This window comes from Streptomyces sp. YIM S03343 (assembly GCF_054729195.1).
This window is the reverse complement of sequence record NZ_JBPUKX010000001.1, coordinates 435,408-455,484: the sequence shown is the minus strand read 5'-3', so window position 1 is coordinate 455,484 and position 20,077 is coordinate 435,408. Positions and strand designations below refer to the sequence as shown.

Genomic DNA, 20,077 nt, shown 5'->3' with positions numbered 1-20,077 from the left:
TTGGGGAATGTGTCGGCGCCCCCGCGGCGGGGGCTTCCGAAGACCCGGCACCGGCACCGGCATCGGCGCCGGCACTGTGCCTTCGTCCGTTGTCCGTTGTCCGTGGAGGAAAACGTTACGGCCCTCTTCGGCCTCGGCGCCTCGTCCGAAGCGCCTGGCACGGTGGGGCCGAACGGTCCGGATCGGTACATCGGTGGCGGGACCAGCGGCCTCGGACGAGGGGACTGTCCGGCCCGCGCATGATCGGCTTCGGTGCGACGACGCTACTGCCCGGAGCCGAACGGCGGGATGCCACGGAACTCCGCTCCCATCTGCGGGCCACGCACACTCCGAACCAGGAGCCGTGGCCGGGAACGGTGCCTCGCCCTTCGGACACTGTCCGGCCGCCCGTCATACCCGTCCCGCGCGGCCGGACAGTAGCCTTCCGCGGACGGCTGACGGCGGTGCGCCCGGTCCGCGCGGCCCGGCCTCGTGGGCCTGCCCCGCACCTCACCTCGCACCTCGCGCCGACTGCCGTCCGCGCGGCTCGGACGTGTACGGACGCCGTACGGCCGGGCGTCACGCGTTCCCGGAACCGGTCCGCTCGCCGGCCTCCTCCTCGGCCCAGCGGGCGGCGAGTTCCGTGGCGCGCCCGGCCGCGGAGGCCACCGCTTCCGGGCCGCCGCCCGCCCGCCCCGCCGCATAGCCGACCAGGAAGGCCGTCAGCGGAGCGGCGGGCCGGGCGACCCCGCGCGCGGCAGCGCCCGCGAGGTCGAGGAGCAGGTCCCGGTCGACCTCCAGATCGATGCCGAACTCCGCCAGGACGGCGGCGGTCCACTTCTCGAGGGTGTCGTCCATGATCTCTTTCCTGGGCGGATTTCCAGTGGATTTCCATGAGCCCCCGGGGTGCGGGGGAGCCGCGGCGCGTCCCCCGCACCCCCGAGCCGCGGGCGCCTACAGCAGGCTGCTCCAGTAGTCCCAGAACCGGGTGCCGATGAGCAGCGCGATCACCCCGTACCAGGCGCCGAGCATCATCCAGTGGGTGTCCTTCAGGACTGTCATCACGCCCTTCGGCGCCTTGACGATGCCCTGCTCCAGACAGTGCAGGTTCACGAACCAGAACATCGCGATGGTGATGACCCAGATGACGACACAGTAGGGGCAGATCTTGTTCAGCTGGTAGAGGGACTGCACGATCAGGAAGTGCACGAACACCACGCCCACCAGCGCACCGGCGTCCAGCGCCAGCCACAGCCGCCGGTGCAGTCGTGAGCCGGAGAGCACCACGACCGCCAGGGTGATCACGGCGGCGTAGGCGCCGAGCCCGAGCAGCATGTTGGGGAAGCCGAAGATCCGGCCCTCCGGGCTGGACATCACGCTGCCGCAGTTGACGATCGGGCTGATGTTGCACGCGGGCTGGTAGCTGGGGTCGCGCAGGATCCGCCAGTCGTCCACGGTCAGTTCGAACGAGGCGAGCCAGCCGATGATCCCGGTGACGAGGATCACCAGGGCTGTACGGCGGCTCGCGCCCACCAGACTGCCCGGGCGGTCGGTGGTGGGATCCGGGGCAAGAGCGGGCCCGGTGGTCATGCGGTCCTCCGAGAGGCGGAAGCCGACCGCGCGCATACCGCGGCCGAGCGGGTGGGGGGCATCGGGGCGGCACTCGGGCCGGCACTCGGGTCGGCGCCGCCGGTGGCGGTGGGGACGGTGGCGACGATACGGGACCCGGCTGTGCTCATCGGCCGCCCTCCGGCCCGGACGGCGGCGGCACGAGGGCGAGGAGAGCGGCGAGCAGATGCCGGTAGGGGGAGCCCGCGTCGGTGAGGGCGTGGTGCACGAGTTCGAGGCCGCGGCGGTGCTGGCGCAGCGGAGCCTCGCCCTTGCCGGGGCCGGTGAGGGCGGCGAACTCCAGCATCACGGGGAGATGGTCGGGCTGTTCGCCGTCGTCGATGTCCCAGCCCGCGGCGCGGTAGCGCTGGGCGAGGGTGAGCAGGGCCATCTCCCGGCGGCGGGTGTCGCCGTCCAGGTAGCGGGTGAGGCGCAGACCGGCTGTGCCGTCGGGGCCGTCCGGGCCGAACGCCTCGGTGTGGTGCCGCACCGGTGCGCCGGGCTCCTGTTCCTCCAGCCAGCCGGTGAACGCGGCCAGTCCGGCGGCCGCCGGGGAGGGTGGAAGCGCGTCCACGGTGGCGACGAGCACCGGTCGGGCAGCGGCGAATCCCGTGTCCGGGCGGCGCAGGAGAAGCGACAGCAGCCGCAGCAGCAGGGCCCGGTCCGCCGTCTCCTCGGGGCTCAGCCGCCGTGCCGTCCGGACGGCGACCCCGCCGGGAGCAGCACTGAGCGCCCCCTGATTGTTCTCCATGTCGCGCGACATTATGCGGAGTTCGTCGAGGTGCACCTGGGGCTGGCGGTCCCTTCAGGGATGCCCCAGGGTCCCTGTCCGAGGACCGGCAAGGGGGCCAAAGGTCCCTGCGGTGGGGGCCGGTCGGCGGTGTGGACGAGCGGGCCCGGCGCTGCATCCTGTGAGGGATCGAGTCGCAGATGCCCAACAAATCTGTACGACCGCATCCCATGCCGGTGGGCGGCCAATTCCCCGTCCCTGGTCGCCGCGGGCATGGTGCGTACGGCGCCAGTCGCCCGACTCGACAGCGCGTCCGGCCGCACACCACGGCCGGACGCGCCATTTGTACGGCAGGTGTCCGCGACCGGCGCACCCGCCGCGCACCTCGGGGCCGCCGGCGCGAGTGGCGAGGGCAGGAGGAAGTCACGGCATGGACGGATCGAGCCGCCGGGCCCGCACCCTGCTCGGAGCGGTCGCTACCGCCCTGACCCTCGCCGGGCCGGTGATGCTGCTGCGCGGCAGCAGCGGCAGGCGCGAGATCCGCGCCGAAGCGACGGCCCAGAAGATCACCTTCCCGGAACACCGTCTCCCGGAGCCCTTCCGCCCCGTACCGCGCCCGGTGTTTCCCCCCGCCCCTGACACATCATGATCCCGCAGGATACCGACCGGGTGTCCGGGAAAAAGGACCTTCGGCCCATGGACTGTGAGGCCCTCGGGACTTATGGCTCATGCCGCACGGGACCATCGGCCGCCGCGCCGGTCGTCGCTGCGGGGGGATGCTGGCAGCCGCCCGATCCCGGAGGTGCCCCGTGTACGACCGTCCCGAACGTCCGCTCGACCGTTTCCATCGCGCACGCTTTCGGTGGCAATGTCGCGGCGTCCGGCCCGGTCACCGTCCGGTCGCCCGGCGTGTCTGCCCTGTCTCACGGGTGACCGGACACAGCCTGCGCACCTCGGGCAGGGCAGCGCGATGACCATGGAGATCCCCGCGTCCACCCCTGCACCCACCCCCGCTCCCGCCCAGGGCCCCGCCCACAGCCCCCGGTTGATCCGCCGTCAGCGGCACGACGCCGGTGAGCGGCCGTTCATCGTCATCTGGGAGTCCACCCGGGCCTGTCCGCTGGCCTGTCTGCACTGCCGTGCCGAGGCCGTCCCCAACCGTGACCCGCGCGAGCTGGACACCGAGGCCGCCAAGGGCCTGCTGCGCCAGATCGCCGCGTTCGGACAGCCCGCCCCGCTGTTCGTCATCACCGGCGGCGATCCGTTCCAGCGCCCCGACCTGACCGAACTCATCACCTACGGACGCGAGGTCGGCGTCCAGGTCGCCATCTCGCCGTCCGGCACGCCCACCGTCACCGAGCAGCGGCTGCGCGAACTGCACGAGGCCGGGGCTGCGGCGCTCTCGCTCAGCCTCGACGGCTCCACCGCCGAGACCCACGACACCTTCCGCGGCGTCAAGGGCGTGTTCGGCTGGACCCTGGACGCCTGGGACGCGGCCCGCTCCCTCGGGATGAGGGTGCAGATCAACACCACCGTCACCCGGCACAATCTGCACGACCTCCCCGCGATCGTCCGTCTCGTCGCCGACCACGGCGCCACCCTCTGGAGCGCCTTCTTCCTGGTGCCCACCGGCCGCGGCAAGGCGCTCGGCGTGCTCACGCCCGGCGAGGTCGAGGACGTCCTCAACTTCGTCTACGACGTCGGCCTGACCGTGCCCTCCAAGACCACCGAGGCCCACCACTTCCGCCGGGTCGTGCTCCAGCGGCGGATCCTTGCCGACGCGGGCGACGACCATGTCGCCGTGCTCGGACTCGGACCGCTCTACCAGGAACTGCGCGAACGCGCCGCCGAGCTGGGCCTGAACGCCGTCGCCCGCCGGGTGCGGCGCCCGCCGCTCGACGTCAACGCGGGCCGCGGCTTCGTGTTCGTCTCGCACACCGGGACCGTGCACCCGAGCGGCTTCCTGCCGCTCGCCGCGGGCAACGTGCGCGAGACCCCGCTCACGGAGATCTACCGCACCTCGGAGCTGTTCACCGGGCTGCGGGACCCCGACAAGCTGGGCGGCCGGTGCGGCACGTGCGAGTTCCGCCGGGTCTGCGGCGGCTCGCGCTCCCGGGCCTACGGCGTCACCGGCGACCCGTTCGCCGAAGAACCGTGGTGCGGCTACGTCCCCGGGTCCTTCCCGCGCCGGCAGGAACTCGCCGAGCTGCTGTCCCGGAGCGCTTCGGCGGGGCCGAGGGTCCCGGCCGCACGTCCGGCAGCCGGCCAGGGCACGGAGGAGCAGCATGGCCGGCAGGACGGATGAGCCGACGGCCGGTGAGCCGACGGCCGGTGATCCGGCGGTCGGCGGCCTGAAGGCTGACGCCCCGCAGAACGATGCCCCTGAGGCCCCCGCCTTCTCGCGCCCCGCCCTGTGGGGCACCGCCGCCGGTGTCGTCATCGTCGTCCTGGCCGTGCTGTTCGCCAACAGCGGCGGCGGCGCCGGCGACCAGGCGAGCGCCGGCGTCGGCGGCGGCTACGGCACCACCCGCACCGTCGCCGTCACCCTGGCGAACATGCGGATCCGCCCCGCGAAGATCGAGGTCGCCGCGGGCACGCATCTGCGGCTGAAGGTGACCAACGCCGACGCCCAGCGCCACGACCTCAAGGTCCAGGACGGGCCGAGCACCCCCATGCTCTCCGACGGCGACAGCAAGGTGCTGGACCTCGGCACGGTCACGGAGAGCCGCGAGGCCTGGTGCACCGTGCCGGGACACCGGGCGGCCGGGATGAGCATGGACATCACCATCGCCGGGACGAGTGGAACGAGCGGCACCACGGATGCCTCCGGCGACATGAGCGGTATGGACATGAGCGGCGGCGGGTCCTCCGCGACGACCACCACGGGCACCGGCGGCCTGGACCTGTCCGCCGACTTCTCCCAGGGCTGGCAGTCCCGCGACGCCACCCTCGAACCGGTGCCCGGCGGCACCGTCCACAAGGTCGAACTGCACGCCACCCGTACCAAGGCCGAGGTGGCCCCGGGGGTGAAGCAGGAGATCTGGACCTTCGGCGGCACCGCCCCCGGACCCACCCTGCACGGCAAGGTCGGCGACGTCTTCGAGGTGACCCTCGTCAACGACGACCCCTCCATGGGCCACGGCATCGACTTCCACGCCGGCACCCTCGCCCCCGACCGTCCCATGCGCACCATCCAGCCCGGCGAGCGGCTGGTCTACCGCTTCCGCGCCCAACACGCCGGGGCCTGGCTGTACCACTGCAGCACCATGCCGATGCTCCAGCACATAGGCAACGGCATGTTCGGCGCCGTGATCATCGACCCGCCGGGGCTGAAGAAGGTGGACCACGAGTACGCGCTGGTCTTCTCCGAGCTCTACCTCGGCACGCCCGGCAGCACGGCCCAGGTGGCGAAGATGCGCGCGGACACCCCGGACGCCTGGGTGTTCAACGGCGCGGCGAACCAGTACGTCCAACGGCCCCTGAAGGTGAAGGCCGGTGAGCGGGTCCGCTTCTGGGTGGTCGCCGCGGGACCGAGCGACGGCATCTCCTTCCACATCGTCGGCACGGTCTTCGACACCGTGTACAAGGAGGGCGCCTACCTGCTGAAGCCCGGCGGCTCCGGGGGTTCCCAGGCGCTGGACCTGTCCGCCGCGCAGGGCGGGTTCGTCGAGACGACGTTCTCCGAGGCCGGCCACTACTCGTTCGTCGACCACGACATGCGCCACGCCGAGGCCGGAGCGCGCGGAACGGTGGAGGTGACCCGCTGATGGGCTCCGTGGGCGTGTGGTCCCTGGTGCGGTTCTTCCATGTGGCCGGGGCCGCGCTGTGGGTCGGCGGACAACTCGCCCTGTCCCTGGTGGTCCTGCCGCTCGCCCGCCATCTGCTCGACGCGGAGGCCAAGGACAGGTTCTCGGCCGCGGCGGGGCGCCGGTTCGGGATGCTGACCGGTGCGGTGTTCCTGCCGGTCCAGCTGGGTACCGGCTGGGCGATGGCCTGGCACAAGGGCGTCACCTGGGCCTCGCTCGCCGAACCGGGCTACGGACGCACCCTGGCGACCAAGCTCGGGCTGTTCGTCGTGGTGATGATCGCCGCGGGCGGCCACGGCCTCGCCCAGTCCAAGGGCCGCGGCGACCTGGCCCGTGCGCTTGCGGTGGTGTCGCTCGTCGGCTCCCTCGGCATCGTCGTCCTGGCCACGGCCCTGCCGGCGACCTGAGCCCGGCGGGTTTTCGCCCCCGCCGCCCCTTCCCGTTCCCGTCCCTGGGGGCTGCGCCCCCAGACCCCCCATATCGGCCCTTCGGGCCTCGTCCTCAAACGCCGGACGGGCTGAAGATCAGCCCCTCCCGCGTTTGAGGAGCGGGGGGACGGGGGCAGCGCCCCCGGGTCGGGACGGGAAGGGGCGGCGGGGGCGAAAAACCCGGCGGGTCAGCGGCAGCCGGCCTCACCGGCGCCCGCGCGTCGCCCCGACCTCCCGCCCGGTCACCAGCGTCGCCTCGATCCGTACGAACCGGATGTCGTCCAGCGGTCTCCAGGTCCGGGGGCCGTACCGCAGCAGCCGTTCATGCTCGGTCGGCACGGTGACCGTACCGGCGCGGCCCGTGACGACGACGCTCCAGCCGGAGCGGGTCGCCCCGTCGAAGTCGTCCGCCTCGAAGGCCACGACCACACCGTCGATGGCCCGCACCAGGTCCGAGCCCGGTGACGTGCACAGCACCACGGAGGTGCCCGGGTCGCCCGGCCGGCCGTCGGGCCGGGTGTGGGAGGCGTCGAGACAGAAGTTGACCGGGAGGACCGCGGGCAGCGCCTGGCGGGTGTAGACCACACGGCCGACCGGCACCTTGGCCAGCAGCCGCAGGCACTCCTCCTGGTCGAGCGCGCGGAAGTCGTCGTTGGGGAACATCCGGCCCATCGTCCCTACCCGCAACCGGCCGGAGTAGGGCCAACAGGCCCTACTCGGGTCCGGGACCTCCGGGCCACCGGCAGGGCCGTTGGGCGGGACCTCGGTGCCGTGTCGCGGTTCGTACCGGGGCCTGCCGGGCCCGTACGGCGGGACGGGCGGACCCTGGCAGCGGGACCCTCCGACCGTGCGCAGGGACGGTCGGCCCATGCCGTGGGCGAGTCCGGAACCGGACAGTAGGTGCGGGATGCCGTTCCCGGGCAAAGGGCCCTGAGGGACGTTTGGGTCCCCCCGTGGCGCCGCACCGCCACAGGAACCACGAAAGGGACGGGACATGGTCCAGCAGTCGAAGCCGAAGGACGGCGCCGCGTCGTCGGACAATTCGGTGCCCGGCCGCGCATGGCTGATGCTGGCAATGGCCACGCTCGGCTTCGCGCTGAACTTCTGGGCGTGGGCGCTGCTCAGCCCGCTCGGGCCCAAGCTCAAGGACAACCTCCACCTCTCGGCGTTCCAGCAGTCGCTGCTGGTGGCCGTGCCCGTCGTGGTCGGTTCTCTGGGACGTATCCCGGTCGGCGCGCTGACCGACAGGTTCGGCGGGCGGGTCATGTTCCCGATCGTCTCCGCCGTCACCATCCTGCCGGTGCTCTACCTGGGCCTGGCCGGGCACGACTCGCTCGGCGCGCTGCTGGTCGGCGGCTTCTTCCTCGGCATCGGCGGTACTGCGTTCGCCGTCGGCGTGCCGTTCGTCAACGCGTGGTTCCCGCCGGAGCGGCGCGGTCTCGCCATCGGCATCTTCGGCGTCGGCATGGGCGGTACCGCGATCAGTGCGCTGACCACGGTGAGGCTGGTCAAGGCCAACAGCATGGAGACGCCGTTCCTGATCACCGCCGCCGTCCTGGCCGTGTACGCCGTGGCCTCCTGGCTGATCCTGCGCGACGCGCCCGGCCGGGTCGTGCCGACCGAGCCGCTCGGCAAGCGCCTCGGTGCCACCCTGAAGCTCCCCGTCACCTGGCAGGCCTCCGCGCTGTACGCCGTGGCCTTCGGCGGCTACGTCGCCTTCTCCGTCTACCTGCCGACCTACCTCAAGACCGGCTACGGCCTGGAGCAGGCCGACGCCGCCAACCGCATGGCCGGGTTCGTGCTGCTCGCCGTCGCGGCGCGGCCGGTCGGCGGCTGGCTGTCCGACCGGATCGGCCCGGTGCGGGTGCTCGCCGCCTCGCTCGCCGTCGTGGTGGTCGGAGCGACCGTCCAGTCGTTCACGCCGTCGCTGGCCCCGCTCGGCACGATCGCCTTCTTCGTCATGGCCATGGCGCTCGGCGCGGCCAGCGGTGCCACCTTCGCCCTGCTGGCGCTGCTCGCCCCGGCCAACAAGGTCGGCGCCGTCACCGGTGTGGTCGGTGCCGCGGGCGGTCTCGGCGGTTTCATCCCGCCGCTGGTGATGGGCTCGCTGTACGGCGCGTACGGGACCTACGCGGGCGGCCTCGCCCTCCTCGCGATCGTCGCCGCCGCGGCCCTGCTGTTCACCCTGACCAAGGTCCGCTCCCAGCTCGAGGGCAGGGACGGGGCCGGCTCCGGGGCCCCGGGCGGCTCGCGCATCGCGGGCAGCCACGCGTAACACCCACGGGAGCCGGGGCGGGCGGTGACGTCCGACCCCGGCTCCCGCCCATGAAGGAGCCCGGCGGAGAATCGCCGTGAAGGACGACGCGAACCGTCGTCGGAAAGCAGTCGAAGGACGAGGGAGAAACACCGGTGTGCGAGTACTGCGGCTGCCAGTCGCTTGACACGATCGACACCCTGACCCGTGAGCACGACGAGGTCGTCCGCCTGATCAGCCATCTGCGTCCCGCCCTGGAGTCGGGCGGAGCGGCAAAGATGGCGGAGGTCGCCCGTGAGATCGCCCGGGTGCTCGGCCCGCACACCGAGGTCGAGGAGCACGGTCTGTTCCCCGCCCTCGTCGGTGACTTCCCCGACCAGATCGCCGCCCTGGAGGCCGAGCACCGCCGTATCGAGGGCGTCCTCGGCGAGGCCGCCGACGGCGTCACGCCCGCCGACCCGTCCTGGCCGGACCGGCTGATGGACGCCATGGCCCTGCTGCGCGACCACATCCTCAAGGAGCAGGACGGCGTCTTCCCGGCCGCGCTCGCCAATCTCGGCACGGAGGAGTGGGAGGCCGTCGAGGCCACCCGCGCCGCGGCCGGAACCGCACTGCCCCAGCCGGCCGCCTGACGGCCCGCCCCCGGGCCCGCACGGGCCCTGAGACATCCCGCCCTGTACCCCGCTCGTCCCTTCGAGCGGGGTACAGGGCTTTCCGCCGCGTGCGGCCCGGGCACGCCGGCAGGGCACGCCGGCCGGGCGCGCCGGGCATGCGGGCGGGCGTGTCGAGTACGCGGGCCGGGCGTGTCGGCGGACAAATGAACACCAGTCGGTCGCATTTTGTTCGTGACGCGGCTGTTGACCTTGAGGGGGACCGCAGCCATAGAGTCGCGTGTGGCCGGAACCGATCGCGATTCGAACGGGCCCGTGGCGCCCGGGGACGGAGAGCCGCGGTGAGTACAGACAGCCGACAGGAGCGGACGAAGGCGGGACTGGACGGCGAGCTGGTGGACGCGCTGGTGCGCTCCCGCCGGTTCTTCAGCCGTGCCGAGGTCTCCGACGACCTGCGCACCCTGCACCGTATCGGCGGACGACAGGCGGACGAGTTCTACCGGGACCGCTGGTCCCACGACAAGGTGGTGCGCTCCACCCACGGGGTCAACTGCACGGGTTCCTGCTCGTGGAAGGTGTTCGTCAAGGACGGCATCATCACGTGGGAGGCCCAGCAGACGGACTATCCGTCGGTGGGCCCCAACCGCCCCGAGTACGAGCCGCGCGGCTGCCCGCGCGGCGCGGCGTTCTCCTGGTACACCTACTCGCCGACCCGGGTGCGCTACCCGTACGTCCGCGGTGTGCTGCTGCAGATGTACCGGGAGGCCAAGGCCCGCCTCGGGGACCCGGTGGCGGCCTGGGCGGAGATCACCGGCGACCCGGAGCGCGCCCGCCGCTACAAGTCGGTGCGCGGCAAGGGCGGCCTGGTGCGGGCCAGTTGGGACGAGGCGATCGAGATCGTCGCCGCCGCGCACGTCCACACCATCAAGGAGTACGGGCCCGACCGACTGGCCGGCTTCTCGCCGATCCCGGCGATGTCGATGGTGTCGCACGCGGCGGGCGCCCGCTTCTACTCGCTGCTCGGCGGCGCCATGCTCTCCTTCTACGACTGGTACGCCGACCTTCCCGTGGCCTCCCCGCAGGTGTTCGGCGACCAGACCGACGTACCGGAGTCCGGTGACTGGTGGGACGCCGGTTATCTGATCATGTGGGGCTCCAACATCCCTGTCACCCGCACGCCGGACGCCCACTGGATGGCTGAGGCACGCTACCGGGGGCAGAAGGTCGTGGCCGTCGCGCCGGACTACGCCGACAACGTGAAGTTCGCCGACGAGTGGCTGCCCGCCCAGCCCGGCACGGACGGCGCGCTGGCGATGGCCATGGGGCATGTGGTCCTCAAGGAGTTCTTCGTCGACCGGCAGTCGGAGTACTTCACCTCCTACGTGAAGCGCTACACCGACCTGCCGTTCCTGATATCCCTCGACGAGACCCCCGGCGACCCCGGAACGTTCACGCCCGGCAAGTTCCTCACCGCCGCCGACCTGGGCGGCGCCGCAGCCGGTGCAGAGAACGCGCGCTTCCGCACCGTCCTGCTGGACGCGGCCACCGGCGAGCCCGTCGTCCCGGGCGGCACCCTCGGCGACCGCTACGGCGACTCCGGCGCCGGGAAGTGGAACCTGGACCTCGGCGACACCGACCCGCTGCTCTCCGCCGCCGGAGGCACCGAGGCGCCCGTCGCGGTCTCGCTGCCCCGCTTCGACGGCCTCGACGGGGCCGCGGGCCGGATGCTGCGCGGGGTGCCGGTGCGCCGGATCGCCGGACGGCTGGTCACCACCGTGTACGACCTCCTCCTCGCCCAGTACGGCGTCGCCCGCGAGGGCCTGCCCGGACAGTGGCCCACCTCCTACGAGGACACCGCCGAGCCCTACACCCCTGCCTGGCAGGCCGAGATCACCGGCGTCGACGCCGCCCGCGCCGCCCGCATCGCCCGCGAGTTCGCCGCCAACGCCGAGGAGTCCCGCGGCCGTTCGATGATCATCATGGGGGCGGGCACCAACCACTGGTTCCACTCCGACACCATCTACCGCGCCTTCCTCACCCTCACCACCCTCACCGGCTGTCAGGGCGTCAACGGCGGCGGCTGGGCGCACTACGTCGGCCAGGAGAAGGTCCGTCCGATCACCGGCTACTCGGCGCTCGCGACCGCCGCCGACTGGAACCGGCCCGCCCGGCTGATGATCCAGACCGCCTACTGGTATCTGCACACCGACCAGTTCCGCTACGACCCGTTCGCGGCCGACACCCTCGCCGCGGCCGGAGCGGGCGGACCGTTCGCGGGGAAGACCACGGCCGACGTCATCGCCCAGTCGGCGCGGCTCGGCTGGATGCCGTCGTACCCCACCTTCGACCGCAACCCCCTCGACCTCGCCGACGAGGCGGACGCGGCGGGCCGCCCAGCCGGCGAGCACATCGTGGACGAACTCAAGGCGGGGCGGCTGGGGTTCGCCGGGGAGGACCCCGACAACCCGGCCAACTTCCCCCGGGTGCTCACCGTGTGGCGGGCCAATCTGCTGGGCTCCTCCGCCAAGGGCAACGAGTACTTCCTCAAGCACCTGCTCGGCACCGAAGCCTCCGTACGCGCCACCGAGGCACCCGAGGAGGTCAGGCCCCGCGATGTGGTGTGGCGGAACGAGGCACCCCAGGGCAAGCTCGACCTGCTGCTCACCCTCGACTTCCGGATGACCAGCACCACCGTGTTCTCCGACGTGGTGCTGCCCGCCGCCACCTGGTACGAGAAGCACGACCTGTCCAGCACGGACATGCACCCCTTCGTGCACGCCTTCAACCCGGCCATCGCCCCGCCCTGGCAGACCCGCACCGACTGGGACGCCTTCCACACCCTGGCAAAGGAGTTCAGCCGCCAGGCCGAGGGCCGTCTGGGCACCCGCACCGATGTGATCGCCGCGCCGCTGCTGCACGACACCCCCGACGAGATGGCCACCCCGCACGGCACGGTGCGCGACTGGAAGGCGGGCGAGTGCGAACCCGAACCCGGTCGCACCATGCCCAAACTGATCACCGTGGAACGGGACTACACCGCCGTCGCCGACAAGATGGCCGCGATCGGCCCGCTCCTGGACACCCTCGGCGCCACCACCAAGGGCATCACCTTCAAGGTCGACCGCGAACTCGAGTATCTGCGCCAGAAGAACGGCACCGTACGCGGCGGCGCCGCCGACGGACGCCCCGCCCTCGCCCGCGACGTCCACGCCTGTGAGGCGATCCTCGCCCTGTCCGGCACCACCAACGGCCACCTCGCCACCCAGGGCTTCCACACCCTGGAGGCCCGCACCGGGACCCGGCTCGCCGATCTGGCCGCCGAGCACGAGGGCAAGCGGATCACGTTCGCCGACACCCAGGCCGCCCCGGTGCCCGTCATCACCTCGCCGGAGTGGTCCGGCTCGGAGAGCGGTGGACGGCGCTACTCCCCGTTCACCGTCAACGTCGAGCGCCTCAAGCCCTGGCACACCCTCACCGGCCGCCAGCACTTCTACCTCGACCACGACTGGATGACCGCCCTCGGCGAGCAACTGCCGGTCTACCGGCCACCGTTGAACATGGACGTGCTGTTCGGCGAACCCCGCATCGGCGAGGTCGGCGAACTCGGCGTCACCGTGCGGTATCTGACGCCGCACAACAAGTGGTCCATCCACTCCGAGTACCAGGACAACCTGTTCATGCTGTCCCTCTCCCGGGGCGGCCCCACGATCTGGCTGAGCAAGGAGGACGCCGCGAAGATCGGCGTCCACGACAACGACTGGATCGAGGCCGTCAACCGCAACGGCGTGGTCGCCGCCCGCGCGATCGTCTCGCACCGGATGCCGGAGGGCACCGTCTACATGCACCACGCCCAGGACCGTCTCATCGACGTGCCCCGCACCGAGACCACCGGCAGGCGCGGCGGCATCCACAACTCCCTCACCCGGCTGCTGATCAAGCCCAGCCACCTCATCGGCGGCTACGCCCAGCTGTCATACGCCTTCAACTACCTCGGCCCGACGGGCAACCAGCGCGACGAGGTCACGGTGATCCGCCGCCGTGCGAACCAGGAGGTGACGTACTGATGCCCCGAGACGGAGCCCCCATCGGACGGGTCATGGCACAGATGGCGATGGTCATGAACCTCGACAAGTGCATCGGCTGCCACACCTGTTCCGTCACCTGCAAGCAGGCGTGGACCAATCGCACCGGTGTCGAGTACGTGTGGTTCAACAACGTCGAGACCCGCCCCGGACAGGGCTATCCGCGCCGCTACGAGGACCAGGAACGCTGGCGGGGCGGCTGGGAGCTCAACCAGCGCGGCCGGCTCGCCCTCAAGGCCGGTGGCCGGTTCAAGAAGCTCATCCAGATCTTCTCCAACCCCGTCCTGCCCTCCCTCGACGACTACTACGAGCCCTGGACCTACGACTACGAGACTCTCACCAACGCCCCCCTCCAGGACCACACCCCGGTCGCCCGCCCCAAGTCCCTCATCACCGGCAAGGACATGAAGATCGCCTGGTCGGCGAACTGGGACGACGACCTCGGCGGCGCCCCCGACCACGGCCACAAGGACGTGCTGCTCAACCAGGTCTCCGAGAAGATCAAGTTCGAGTTCGAGCAGACCTTCATGTTCTATCTGCCGCGTATCTGCGAGCACTGCCTCAACCCGTCCTGCGCGGCCAGCTGCCCCTCCGGCGCCATCTACAAGCGCGAGGAGGACGGCATCGTTCTCGTCGACCAGGACCGCTGCCGGGGCTGGCGCATGTGTGTGACCGGATGCCCGTACAAGAAGGTCTACTTCAACCACCGCACCGGCAAGGCCGAGAAGTGCACCTTCTGCTTCCCGCGCGTCGAGGTCGGCCTGCCCACCGTCTGCTCCGAGACCTGTGTGGGCCGACTGCGCTACATCGGCCTCGTCCTCTACGACGCCGACCGCGTCCTGGAGGCCGCCTCCACCCCCGACGACACCGGCCTCTACGAGGCCCAGCGCAGCGTCTTCCTCGACCCGCACGACCCCGAGGTGATCACCGCGGCCGAGCGGGCCGGCATCCCCCGGGACTGGATCGACGCCGCCCAGCGCTCCCCGATCCACGCCCTGATCAACACGTACAAGGTGGCCCTGCCGCTGCACCCGGAGTACCGCACCCTGCCCATGGTCTGGTACATCCCGCCGCTGTCCCCGGTCGTGGACGCCGTCCGCGACACCGGCGAGGACGCCGAGGACCACCGCACCCTCTTCGCCGCAGTGGACGCCCTGCGCATCCCCGTCGAGTATCTCGCCCAGCTCTTCACCGCGGGCGACCCGCGGCCCGTCGACGCCGTCCTGCGGCGCCTGGCCGCCATGCGCTCCTACATGCGCGACATCAACCTCGGCCGCGAACCCGACGACCGCATACCCAAGGCCGTCGGTATGACCGGCGAGCGGATCTACGACATGTACCGGCTGCTGGCCCTCGCCAAGTACGACGAGCGCTACGTCATCCCCCCGGCCCACGCCGAACAGGCCCACAAGCTGGAGGAACTGGCCACCGAGTGCAGCCTCGACTACGAGGGCGGTCCCGGCATGGGAGGCTCCGGACCCTTCGGCGAGGCGTCCGGCGGCCCCGCCCCGATCGCCGTGGAGAACTTCCACGCCCTGCGCGACCGGCAGACCGCCGACACCGCGGCTGCCCCCACCGACAAGGCGACCCGCGTCAACCTCCTCAACTGGGACGGCAAGGGCGCCCCGCCCGGCCTCTTCCCGGACCGTACGGACCAACCACCAGCCGGGACCGGCACGGAGGAGGGCGAGCCCAGGCCATGAGGAAGAAGAAGACCGCACCCGCCTTCCGCACCGAGCCCTGGCACCCCCACGCCTGGCAGGTCCAGTCCCTGCTGCTCGCCTACCCCGACGAGCGCTTCGCCGGGCACCTGGCACTCGCCGAGCGCGTCGCCGCGACCCTCCCGCGCCCGGTCGCGGACCCCTTGCTGCGCTTCACCGCGCACGCCGCACGGTCCGCCCGCACGGTGCCCGCCGACCTGGCCGCCGCCTACGTGGCCACCTTCGACCACCGCAAACGCTGCTGCCCGTACCTGACGTACTACGCGCACGGCGACACCCGCAAACGAGGCCTCGGCCTGCTGCGCCTGAAGCAGGCCTACGCGGCGGCGGGCTGGCGGCTCGCCGACGACGAACTGCCCGACCATCTCGCCGTCGTCCTGGAGTTCGCCGCCGCCGACCCGGAAACCGGGGCCCGGCTGCTCACCGAGCACCGCGCGGGCCTGGAACTCCTGCGCCTCGCCCTCACCGACGACCACGCCCCCTGGGCCCATGTCCTGGACTCCGTGTCCGCGACCCTGCCGGCCCTCGCCGGTGACGACCGCCAGGCCGTGGCACGGCTCGCTGCCGAGGGCCCGCCGGAGGAACAGGTCGGCCTCGACCCGTACACGGCCCCGCAGTTCCTGCCCGACCCCGTAGCCGGAGGCCCCCGATGACCGCCCCCGCCCACTCCCTCGACCTGGCCTCCGGCACCAGCACCCCCGGCGTCCTGCTGTGGGTCGCCCTGCCGTACGTGTGCCTCGCCGTGTTCGTCCTCGGCCACGCGTGGCGCTACCGCTACGACAAGTTCGGCTGGACCACCCGCTCCTCCCAGCTCTACGAGCGGCGGCTGCTGAGGATCGGCAGCCCCCTGTTCCACTTCGGCATCCTCGTCGTGCTCCTCGGCCACATCGGCGGCCTGGTCATCCCCAAGAGCTGGACGGAGACCCTGGGGATCAGCGAGGACATGTACCACGCCGGTGCGATCGTCCTCGGCACCCTCGCGGGCGTCGCCACGCTCGGCGGCCTGGCCATCCTGATCTACCGCCGCCGCACCGTCGGCCCGGTGTTCTCCGCCACCACCCGCAACGACAAGGCGATGTACGTCTCCCTCACGCTGACGATCGCGCTCGGCCTGTCCGCGACGGTCGCCTCGAACGTGATCGGCGGCGGATACGACTACCGCGAGACCATCTCGCCCTGGTTCCGATCGATCTTCTACTTCAATCCCGACCCGGGCCTGATGAGCGGTGCGCCGGTGCTGTTCAAGCTCCACGCGATCAGCGCCATGCTGCTCTTCGCGGCCTGGCCGTTCACCCGGCTCGTCCACATGCTCACCGCGCCGCTCGGCTATCTCACCCGCCCCTACGTCGTCTACCGCAGCCGCGACAGGCAACTGGGCGCCCGCGCCCCGCGCCGCGGCTGGGAACGCACCGGGGTGTGAGCGCGGCGGCGCTCACGCCGTCGCCGCAGGCGGGCTGGTTCTGAGGGTTCTGAGCGGCCCGGCACCCCAGGGGGCGCGGGGAACTGCGCGACCAGCCACGATGGTGCTGCAGACGACAGACGACAGACGACAGACGGCACATCGCGAAACTTCCAGCGGAGCGCTCACGCGTCGCCGCGCGGCAGCGGCACGGTCCAGACGAGTACCGTGCCGCGCTCCTTGCCCGCGGCGACCTCGAAGGTCCCCGACAGCACCTCGGCGCGTTTGCGCAGATTGGCCAGGCCGCTACGGCGGGTGACGGTGGGGTCGATGCCCCGTCCGTTGTCCGCCACCTTCAGCCTCAGCGTCCGCCCGGTGACCTCCACGGTGACGTCGACCGCTGTCGCCCCGGAGTGCCGCGCCGCGTTGGACAGCGCCTCCCCGAGCACCGCCAGCAGATGCTCCGCGTACTCCCCGGGCACATCGGTGTCCAGCAGCCCGGTCATCCGCAGCGCCGGGGCGAAACCGAGCGCACCGGCGGCCCGGTCCGCCGCCGCGACCAGCTTGGCCCGCAGCCCGCCCGCAAGACTGCGGTCGCTCTCGCGCAGCCCGTAGATGGTGGACCGGATGACCTTGATGGTGTCGTCCAGATCGTCCACGACACGCTGGATCCGCTCCTTGGGGCGCCCGTCGACGTGCGAGAGCGTCGACTGGAGCGTCAGGGCACCGGCGAACAGCCGCTGGATCACCAGGTCGTGCAGATCGCGGGCGATCCGGTCACGGTCGCTGAGCACCATCATCTGCTCCGAGTCACGGCGGTGCTCGGCGACCTCCAGGGCCAGCGCGGCCTGGTTGCCGAAGCCGGTGACCATGTCGACGACCGCGTCGGGGAACGGGCGCGCACCGGGCAGATTGGCCACCAGCAGCACCCCGCGCAGATGCTCGCCGCCGCCCAGCGGGACGTAGAACGCCGGGCCCAGGTCGACCACCTCGGAGGTGCCTCCCGCGGTGCGCGGATCGGTGCTCGCGGACTCGCTGGTCACCGTCTCCCCGGTGGCGAACACCTTCGCCGCGAGCGCTGTCGCCGGCAGCACCAGACCCCGTACCTCGTCCGCCGCCGAACCGGACGCCACCTCGACGACCAGCTCACCGCTGTCGCCGACCGGCACCGCCAGGGTGACCAGGTCCGCGCCGGACATGTTCCGCACGGTCTCGACGACCGACTTCAGGACCTCGGCGGGGTCGCGGCCCGACAGCAGGCTGCGGGTCAGCTCGTTGGTCGCCGCGAGGCGCCGCTGCTTGCGCCGCGACTCGTCGTACAGCCGGGCGTTGTCGATCGCCACGCCGGCCGCCGCGGCCAGGGTGCGCAACACCGCCTCGTCGTCCGCGTCGAAGTCCGCGCCGTCCCGCTTGTCCGTGAGATACAGATTGCCGAACACCTCGTCGCGCACCCGGATCGGGGCGCCGAGGAAGCTCTTCATCGGGGGATGCCCGGGCGGGAAGCCCGCGGACGACGGATGGTCGGCCAGATTCGCCAGGCGCAGCGGCTCGGGATTGCGGATGAGCAGGCCCAGGATGCCCTCGCCGCGCGGATAGTGACCGATCCGGGCGGTGGTCTCCTCGTCGACGCCGACCGTCAGGAACTGCCGGATCGCGCCCTCGTCGCCCAGCACCCCGAGCGCCCCGTACCGCGCGTCGACCAGCGTGGCGGCCGACTCCACGATGCGGCGCAGCACGATGTCGAGGTGCAGGTCGGAGCCGACGGCGAGCACCGCGTCCAGCAGAGTGCGGGTCCGGTCCCGGGCAGCCTGCGCCTGCTGCACCTGCTCCTGCAGCCCGTCCAGCAGCTCGTCCAGCTTCAGCTGGGGCGAGACTCCCGGCGCCACGGCGTCACCCTGGCCCTGCGCACCCTCGTTCACCACAGCTCCCCTCACCGACATGCATCAATCATTGTTCAGGATGCCCGATGCGCCGGGAGCCTTCGACGCTGCCCCGGCCCCCGTGCATACCCCCGGACGCCCCCGAGTCCCCGCTTTTCCCGGGTACGGGCCCATGACGGCGGGATTTCCGGACGGAGTTGTCATGGACGGATGAATTTCTGGTACGACGGGAGGACGGCAGAATTTTCCGAAGGCAACCACCTGTTCCGACCGCGGTCATCATCGACCGCTGACCGCACAGAATACGCAGTACCCGCCCCACCCGCTCCACCCGCTCCACACCACGGCTCAATGGGGGCCCACGACGCCGCGTGGGCAGGGCCGCGGGCCCGCCCGCGCCCTGAAGGTGCGCGGGGCTGTACCGATATGCGGCTCCGCGGAGTGTTTGGGCCAGGTGACCTGCGTCACGGGACGTGCGGCCCCGTGCGCGGCCCGGTAGGGAGCGGGACGGTAGCGGTGGGGACTTCTCTCGCTCATCGACGGAGGTTGCCATGGCCGACCAGAACGCACGGGAAGCCGGAGCGGCCTGGATGCAGGCCCGTGGGGCGGCGTCGGGCGCCGTCCCGAAACCGGCGGACGAGTTCCGCCAGGATCTGATGGTGCGCTATCTCCAGGCCGTGGCCTCCCACTCGGCGGAGGCGGCCGCCCGCAAGGAGGACGCCGAGGCCGGCAAGGGCGGGTGGACCGCCGCCGTCCCCGTGACTCCCGTTCCCGAACTCCAGGTGCGGTACGTGATGCGGCGCACCGCGACCGGGATCTCCGCCGACACGCCGTTCGTCGACATCGCCCGGATGCTGGCCCGTGACCAGGTCGGTGCCGCGCCCGTGGTGGACGAGGACGAGCGCGTCGTAGGCGTGATCGCGGAGTCCGATCTGCTCGCCCGGGCCGCGGACCTCGCCGCGGACGAGCGGCCCGGCACTCTCGGGAAACTGTTCGGCAGACGGCACCGGGACGAGACGGCGGGCGGCACGGCGAGCACGCTGATGACCGCGCCGGCGGTGACCGTCCACCCCTGGACCAGAGTGCTCGACGCCGCGCGCACGGCCTCCCACTCCCGTGTCCGGCAGATCTACGTGACCGACCACAAGGACAGGCTGGTGGGCGTCGTCAGCCGCAGCGAACTGCTGCATGCCCTGGTACGCGACGACGACGTGATCAAGGCGGAGGTCGTCACCCGGGTCGTCATCGACGCGCTCGGCATCGACCCCGGTCTCGTGGACGTGGACGTGCGCAACGGCGTGGTCACCCTCACCGGCGCGCTCGCCGCGGACCTCGTCGCACGGCTGACGGAGGCGGTGGCGGAGATCCCGGACGTCGCCGAGGTCGTCGACCGCCTCACCCGCCACTGAGCCCGCCCGAAGCCCGCCCGAAGGACGGCGTGCCGGCTGAGGTGCCGACGCGCAGATGTGCCGACACGCCGACGCGCCATGCCTGGGTCCGGCTTGCAGACTGGTGGAGTACGACGACGGCCGCCGCACACGGTCAGAGGAGGACACGATGTCCCCGACACCCCATGCCC

The 20,077-nt window shown here is 71.9% G+C and carries 15 protein-coding genes and 1 pseudogene; 11 read left to right on the top strand and 5 right to left on the bottom strand.

Features of this window, described 5'->3' with window-relative positions; all coding sequences use genetic code 11:
• Window positions 1–558 precede the first annotated feature (558 nt).
• The 3 genes and pseudogenes from ACSYGN_RS02070 to narJ (ACSYGN_RS02060) all read right to left on the bottom strand — a co-directional run.
• Window positions 559–825: pseudogene (locus ACSYGN_RS02070) on the bottom strand (DUF6457 domain-containing protein); the annotation flags it as partial.
• A 108-nt stretch (window positions 826–933) separates the two neighbouring features.
• Window positions 934–1,569 carry a vitamin K epoxide reductase family protein gene (locus tag ACSYGN_RS02065; protein WP_460391175.1) on the bottom strand — a complete coding sequence of 212 codons (636 nt, stop codon included), beginning with the start codon at window positions 1,567–1,569 and terminating at the stop codon, window positions 934–936.
• A 145-nt stretch (window positions 1,570–1,714) separates the two neighbouring features.
• On the bottom strand, window positions 1,715–2,338 hold the full coding sequence (gene narJ, locus ACSYGN_RS02060) for a nitrate reductase molybdenum cofactor assembly chaperone (RefSeq protein ID WP_460391173.1): 624 nt from the start codon (window positions 2,336–2,338) through the stop codon (window positions 1,715–1,717).
• Window positions 2,339–2,747: 409 nt separating this feature from the next.
• Here narJ (ACSYGN_RS02060) and ACSYGN_RS02055 point away from each other — a divergent pair, with 409 nt between their 5' ends.
• The 4 genes from ACSYGN_RS02055 (at window position 2,748) to ACSYGN_RS02040 (ending at window position 6,530) form a co-directional block, all read left to right on the top strand.
• Window positions 2,748–2,966, top strand: a complete 219-nt coding sequence (locus tag ACSYGN_RS02055) for a hypothetical protein (RefSeq protein ID WP_460391171.1) — start codon at window positions 2,748–2,750, stop codon at window positions 2,964–2,966.
• 321 nt (window positions 2,967–3,287) lie between these two features.
• Window positions 3,288–4,622 (top strand): TIGR04053 family radical SAM/SPASM domain-containing protein, encoded by a 1,335-nt coding sequence (locus tag ACSYGN_RS02050; RefSeq protein WP_460391169.1) that lies wholly within the window; start codon window positions 3,288–3,290, stop codon window positions 4,620–4,622.
• A complete protein-coding gene (locus ACSYGN_RS02045) occupies window positions 4,603–6,084 on the top strand; it encodes a multicopper oxidase domain-containing protein (protein ID WP_460391167.1) in 1,482 nt (493 codons plus the stop codon). The genes ACSYGN_RS02050 and ACSYGN_RS02045 overlap by 20 nt, the downstream gene beginning before the upstream one ends.
• A complete protein-coding gene (locus tag ACSYGN_RS02040; RefSeq protein ID WP_460391165.1) occupies window positions 6,084–6,530 on the top strand; it encodes a hypothetical protein in 447 nt (148 codons plus the stop codon). The genes ACSYGN_RS02045 and ACSYGN_RS02040 overlap by 1 nt, the downstream gene beginning before the upstream one ends.
• 225 nt (window positions 6,531–6,755) lie before the next feature.
• Here the strand turns inward: ACSYGN_RS02040 and ACSYGN_RS02035 are convergent, their stop codons facing one another.
• A complete protein-coding gene (locus tag ACSYGN_RS02035) occupies window positions 6,756–7,214 on the bottom strand; it encodes a pyridoxamine 5'-phosphate oxidase family protein (protein WP_460391163.1) in 459 nt (152 codons plus the stop codon).
• A gap of 331 nt (window positions 7,215–7,545) precedes the next feature.
• On the opposite strand from ACSYGN_RS02035, the gene ACSYGN_RS02030 reads away from it, so the two are divergent.
• The 6 genes from ACSYGN_RS02030 (at window position 7,546) to narI (ending at window position 16,639) form a co-directional block, all read left to right on the top strand.
• Entirely contained in the window at window positions 7,546–8,826 is a 1,281-nt protein-coding gene (locus tag ACSYGN_RS02030; protein ID WP_460391161.1) for a nitrate/nitrite transporter, read from the top strand.
• Window positions 8,827–8,960: 134 nt separating this feature from the next.
• Entirely contained in the window at window positions 8,961–9,437 is a 477-nt protein-coding gene (locus tag ACSYGN_RS02025; RefSeq protein WP_460391159.1) for a hemerythrin domain-containing protein, read from the top strand.
• Window positions 9,438–9,757: 320 nt separating this feature from the next.
• Complete coding sequence (locus ACSYGN_RS02020; protein ID WP_460391157.1) at window positions 9,758–13,480, top strand: nitrate reductase subunit alpha; 3,723 nt, start codon at window positions 9,758–9,760, stop codon at window positions 13,478–13,480.
• Complete coding sequence (narH, locus tag ACSYGN_RS02015) at window positions 13,480–15,201, top strand: nitrate reductase subunit beta (RefSeq protein WP_460391155.1); 1,722 nt, start codon at window positions 13,480–13,482, stop codon at window positions 15,199–15,201. Before ACSYGN_RS02020 ends, narH begins: the two co-directional genes overlap by 1 nt.
• A complete protein-coding gene (narJ, locus tag ACSYGN_RS02010) occupies window positions 15,198–15,872 on the top strand; it encodes a nitrate reductase molybdenum cofactor assembly chaperone (protein WP_460391153.1) in 675 nt (224 codons plus the stop codon). The genes narH and narJ (ACSYGN_RS02010) overlap by 4 nt, the downstream gene beginning before the upstream one ends.
• Window positions 15,869–16,639, top strand: coding sequence for a respiratory nitrate reductase subunit gamma (gene narI, locus ACSYGN_RS02005; protein ID WP_460391151.1), 771 nt, complete (start codon window positions 15,869–15,871; stop codon window positions 16,637–16,639). Before narJ (ACSYGN_RS02010) ends, narI begins: the two co-directional genes overlap by 4 nt.
• Before the next feature lie 164 nt (window positions 16,640–16,803).
• Here the strand turns inward: narI and ACSYGN_RS02000 are convergent, their stop codons facing one another.
• The gene (locus ACSYGN_RS02000; RefSeq protein WP_460391149.1) at window positions 16,804–18,558 is read right to left on the bottom strand and encodes a GAF domain-containing sensor histidine kinase; all 1,755 of its coding nucleotides are present in this window, start codon (window positions 18,556–18,558) and stop codon (window positions 16,804–16,806) included.
• A gap of 491 nt (window positions 18,559–19,049) precedes the next feature.
• Between ACSYGN_RS02000 and ACSYGN_RS01995 the strand changes: the two genes are divergently transcribed.
• Entirely contained in the window at window positions 19,050–19,907 is an 858-nt protein-coding gene (locus ACSYGN_RS01995; protein WP_460391147.1) for a CBS domain-containing protein, read from the top strand.
• The last annotated feature ends 170 nt before the right edge of the window (window positions 19,908–20,077 follow it).

What these genes read in the sequence shown, in the direction of transcription:
- ACSYGN_RS02065 (WP_460391175.1), bottom strand. Translation starts at nt 1,569, where the DNA reads ATGACCACCGGGCCCGCTCTTGCCCCGGATCCCACCACCGACCGCCCG.
- narJ (WP_460391173.1), bottom strand. Translation starts at nt 2,338, where the DNA reads ATGGAGAACAATCAGGGGGCGCTCAGTGCTGCTCCCGGCGGGGTCGCC.
- ACSYGN_RS02055 (WP_460391171.1), top strand. Translation starts at nt 2,748, where the DNA reads ATGGACGGATCGAGCCGCCGGGCCCGCACCCTGCTCGGAGCGGTCGCT.
- ACSYGN_RS02050 (WP_460391169.1), top strand. Translation starts at nt 3,288, where the DNA reads ATGACCATGGAGATCCCCGCGTCCACCCCTGCACCCACCCCCGCTCCC.
- ACSYGN_RS02045 (WP_460391167.1), top strand. Translation starts at nt 4,603, where the DNA reads ATGGCCGGCAGGACGGATGAGCCGACGGCCGGTGAGCCGACGGCCGGT.
- ACSYGN_RS02040 (WP_460391165.1), top strand. Translation starts at nt 6,084, where the DNA reads ATGGGCTCCGTGGGCGTGTGGTCCCTGGTGCGGTTCTTCCATGTGGCC.
- ACSYGN_RS02035 (WP_460391163.1), bottom strand. Translation starts at nt 7,214, where the DNA reads ATGTTCCCCAACGACGACTTCCGCGCGCTCGACCAGGAGGAGTGCCTG.
- ACSYGN_RS02030 (WP_460391161.1), top strand. Translation starts at nt 7,546, where the DNA reads ATGGTCCAGCAGTCGAAGCCGAAGGACGGCGCCGCGTCGTCGGACAAT.
- narH (WP_460391155.1), top strand. Translation starts at nt 13,480, where the DNA reads ATGCCCCGAGACGGAGCCCCCATCGGACGGGTCATGGCACAGATGGCG.
- narJ (WP_460391153.1), top strand. Translation starts at nt 15,198, where the DNA reads ATGAGGAAGAAGAAGACCGCACCCGCCTTCCGCACCGAGCCCTGGCAC.
- narI (WP_460391151.1), top strand. Translation starts at nt 15,869, where the DNA reads ATGACCGCCCCCGCCCACTCCCTCGACCTGGCCTCCGGCACCAGCACC.
- ACSYGN_RS02000 (WP_460391149.1), bottom strand. Translation starts at nt 18,558, where the DNA reads ATGTCGGTGAGGGGAGCTGTGGTGAACGAGGGTGCGCAGGGCCAGGGT.
- ACSYGN_RS01995 (WP_460391147.1), top strand. Translation starts at nt 19,050, where the DNA reads ATGGCCGACCAGAACGCACGGGAAGCCGGAGCGGCCTGGATGCAGGCC.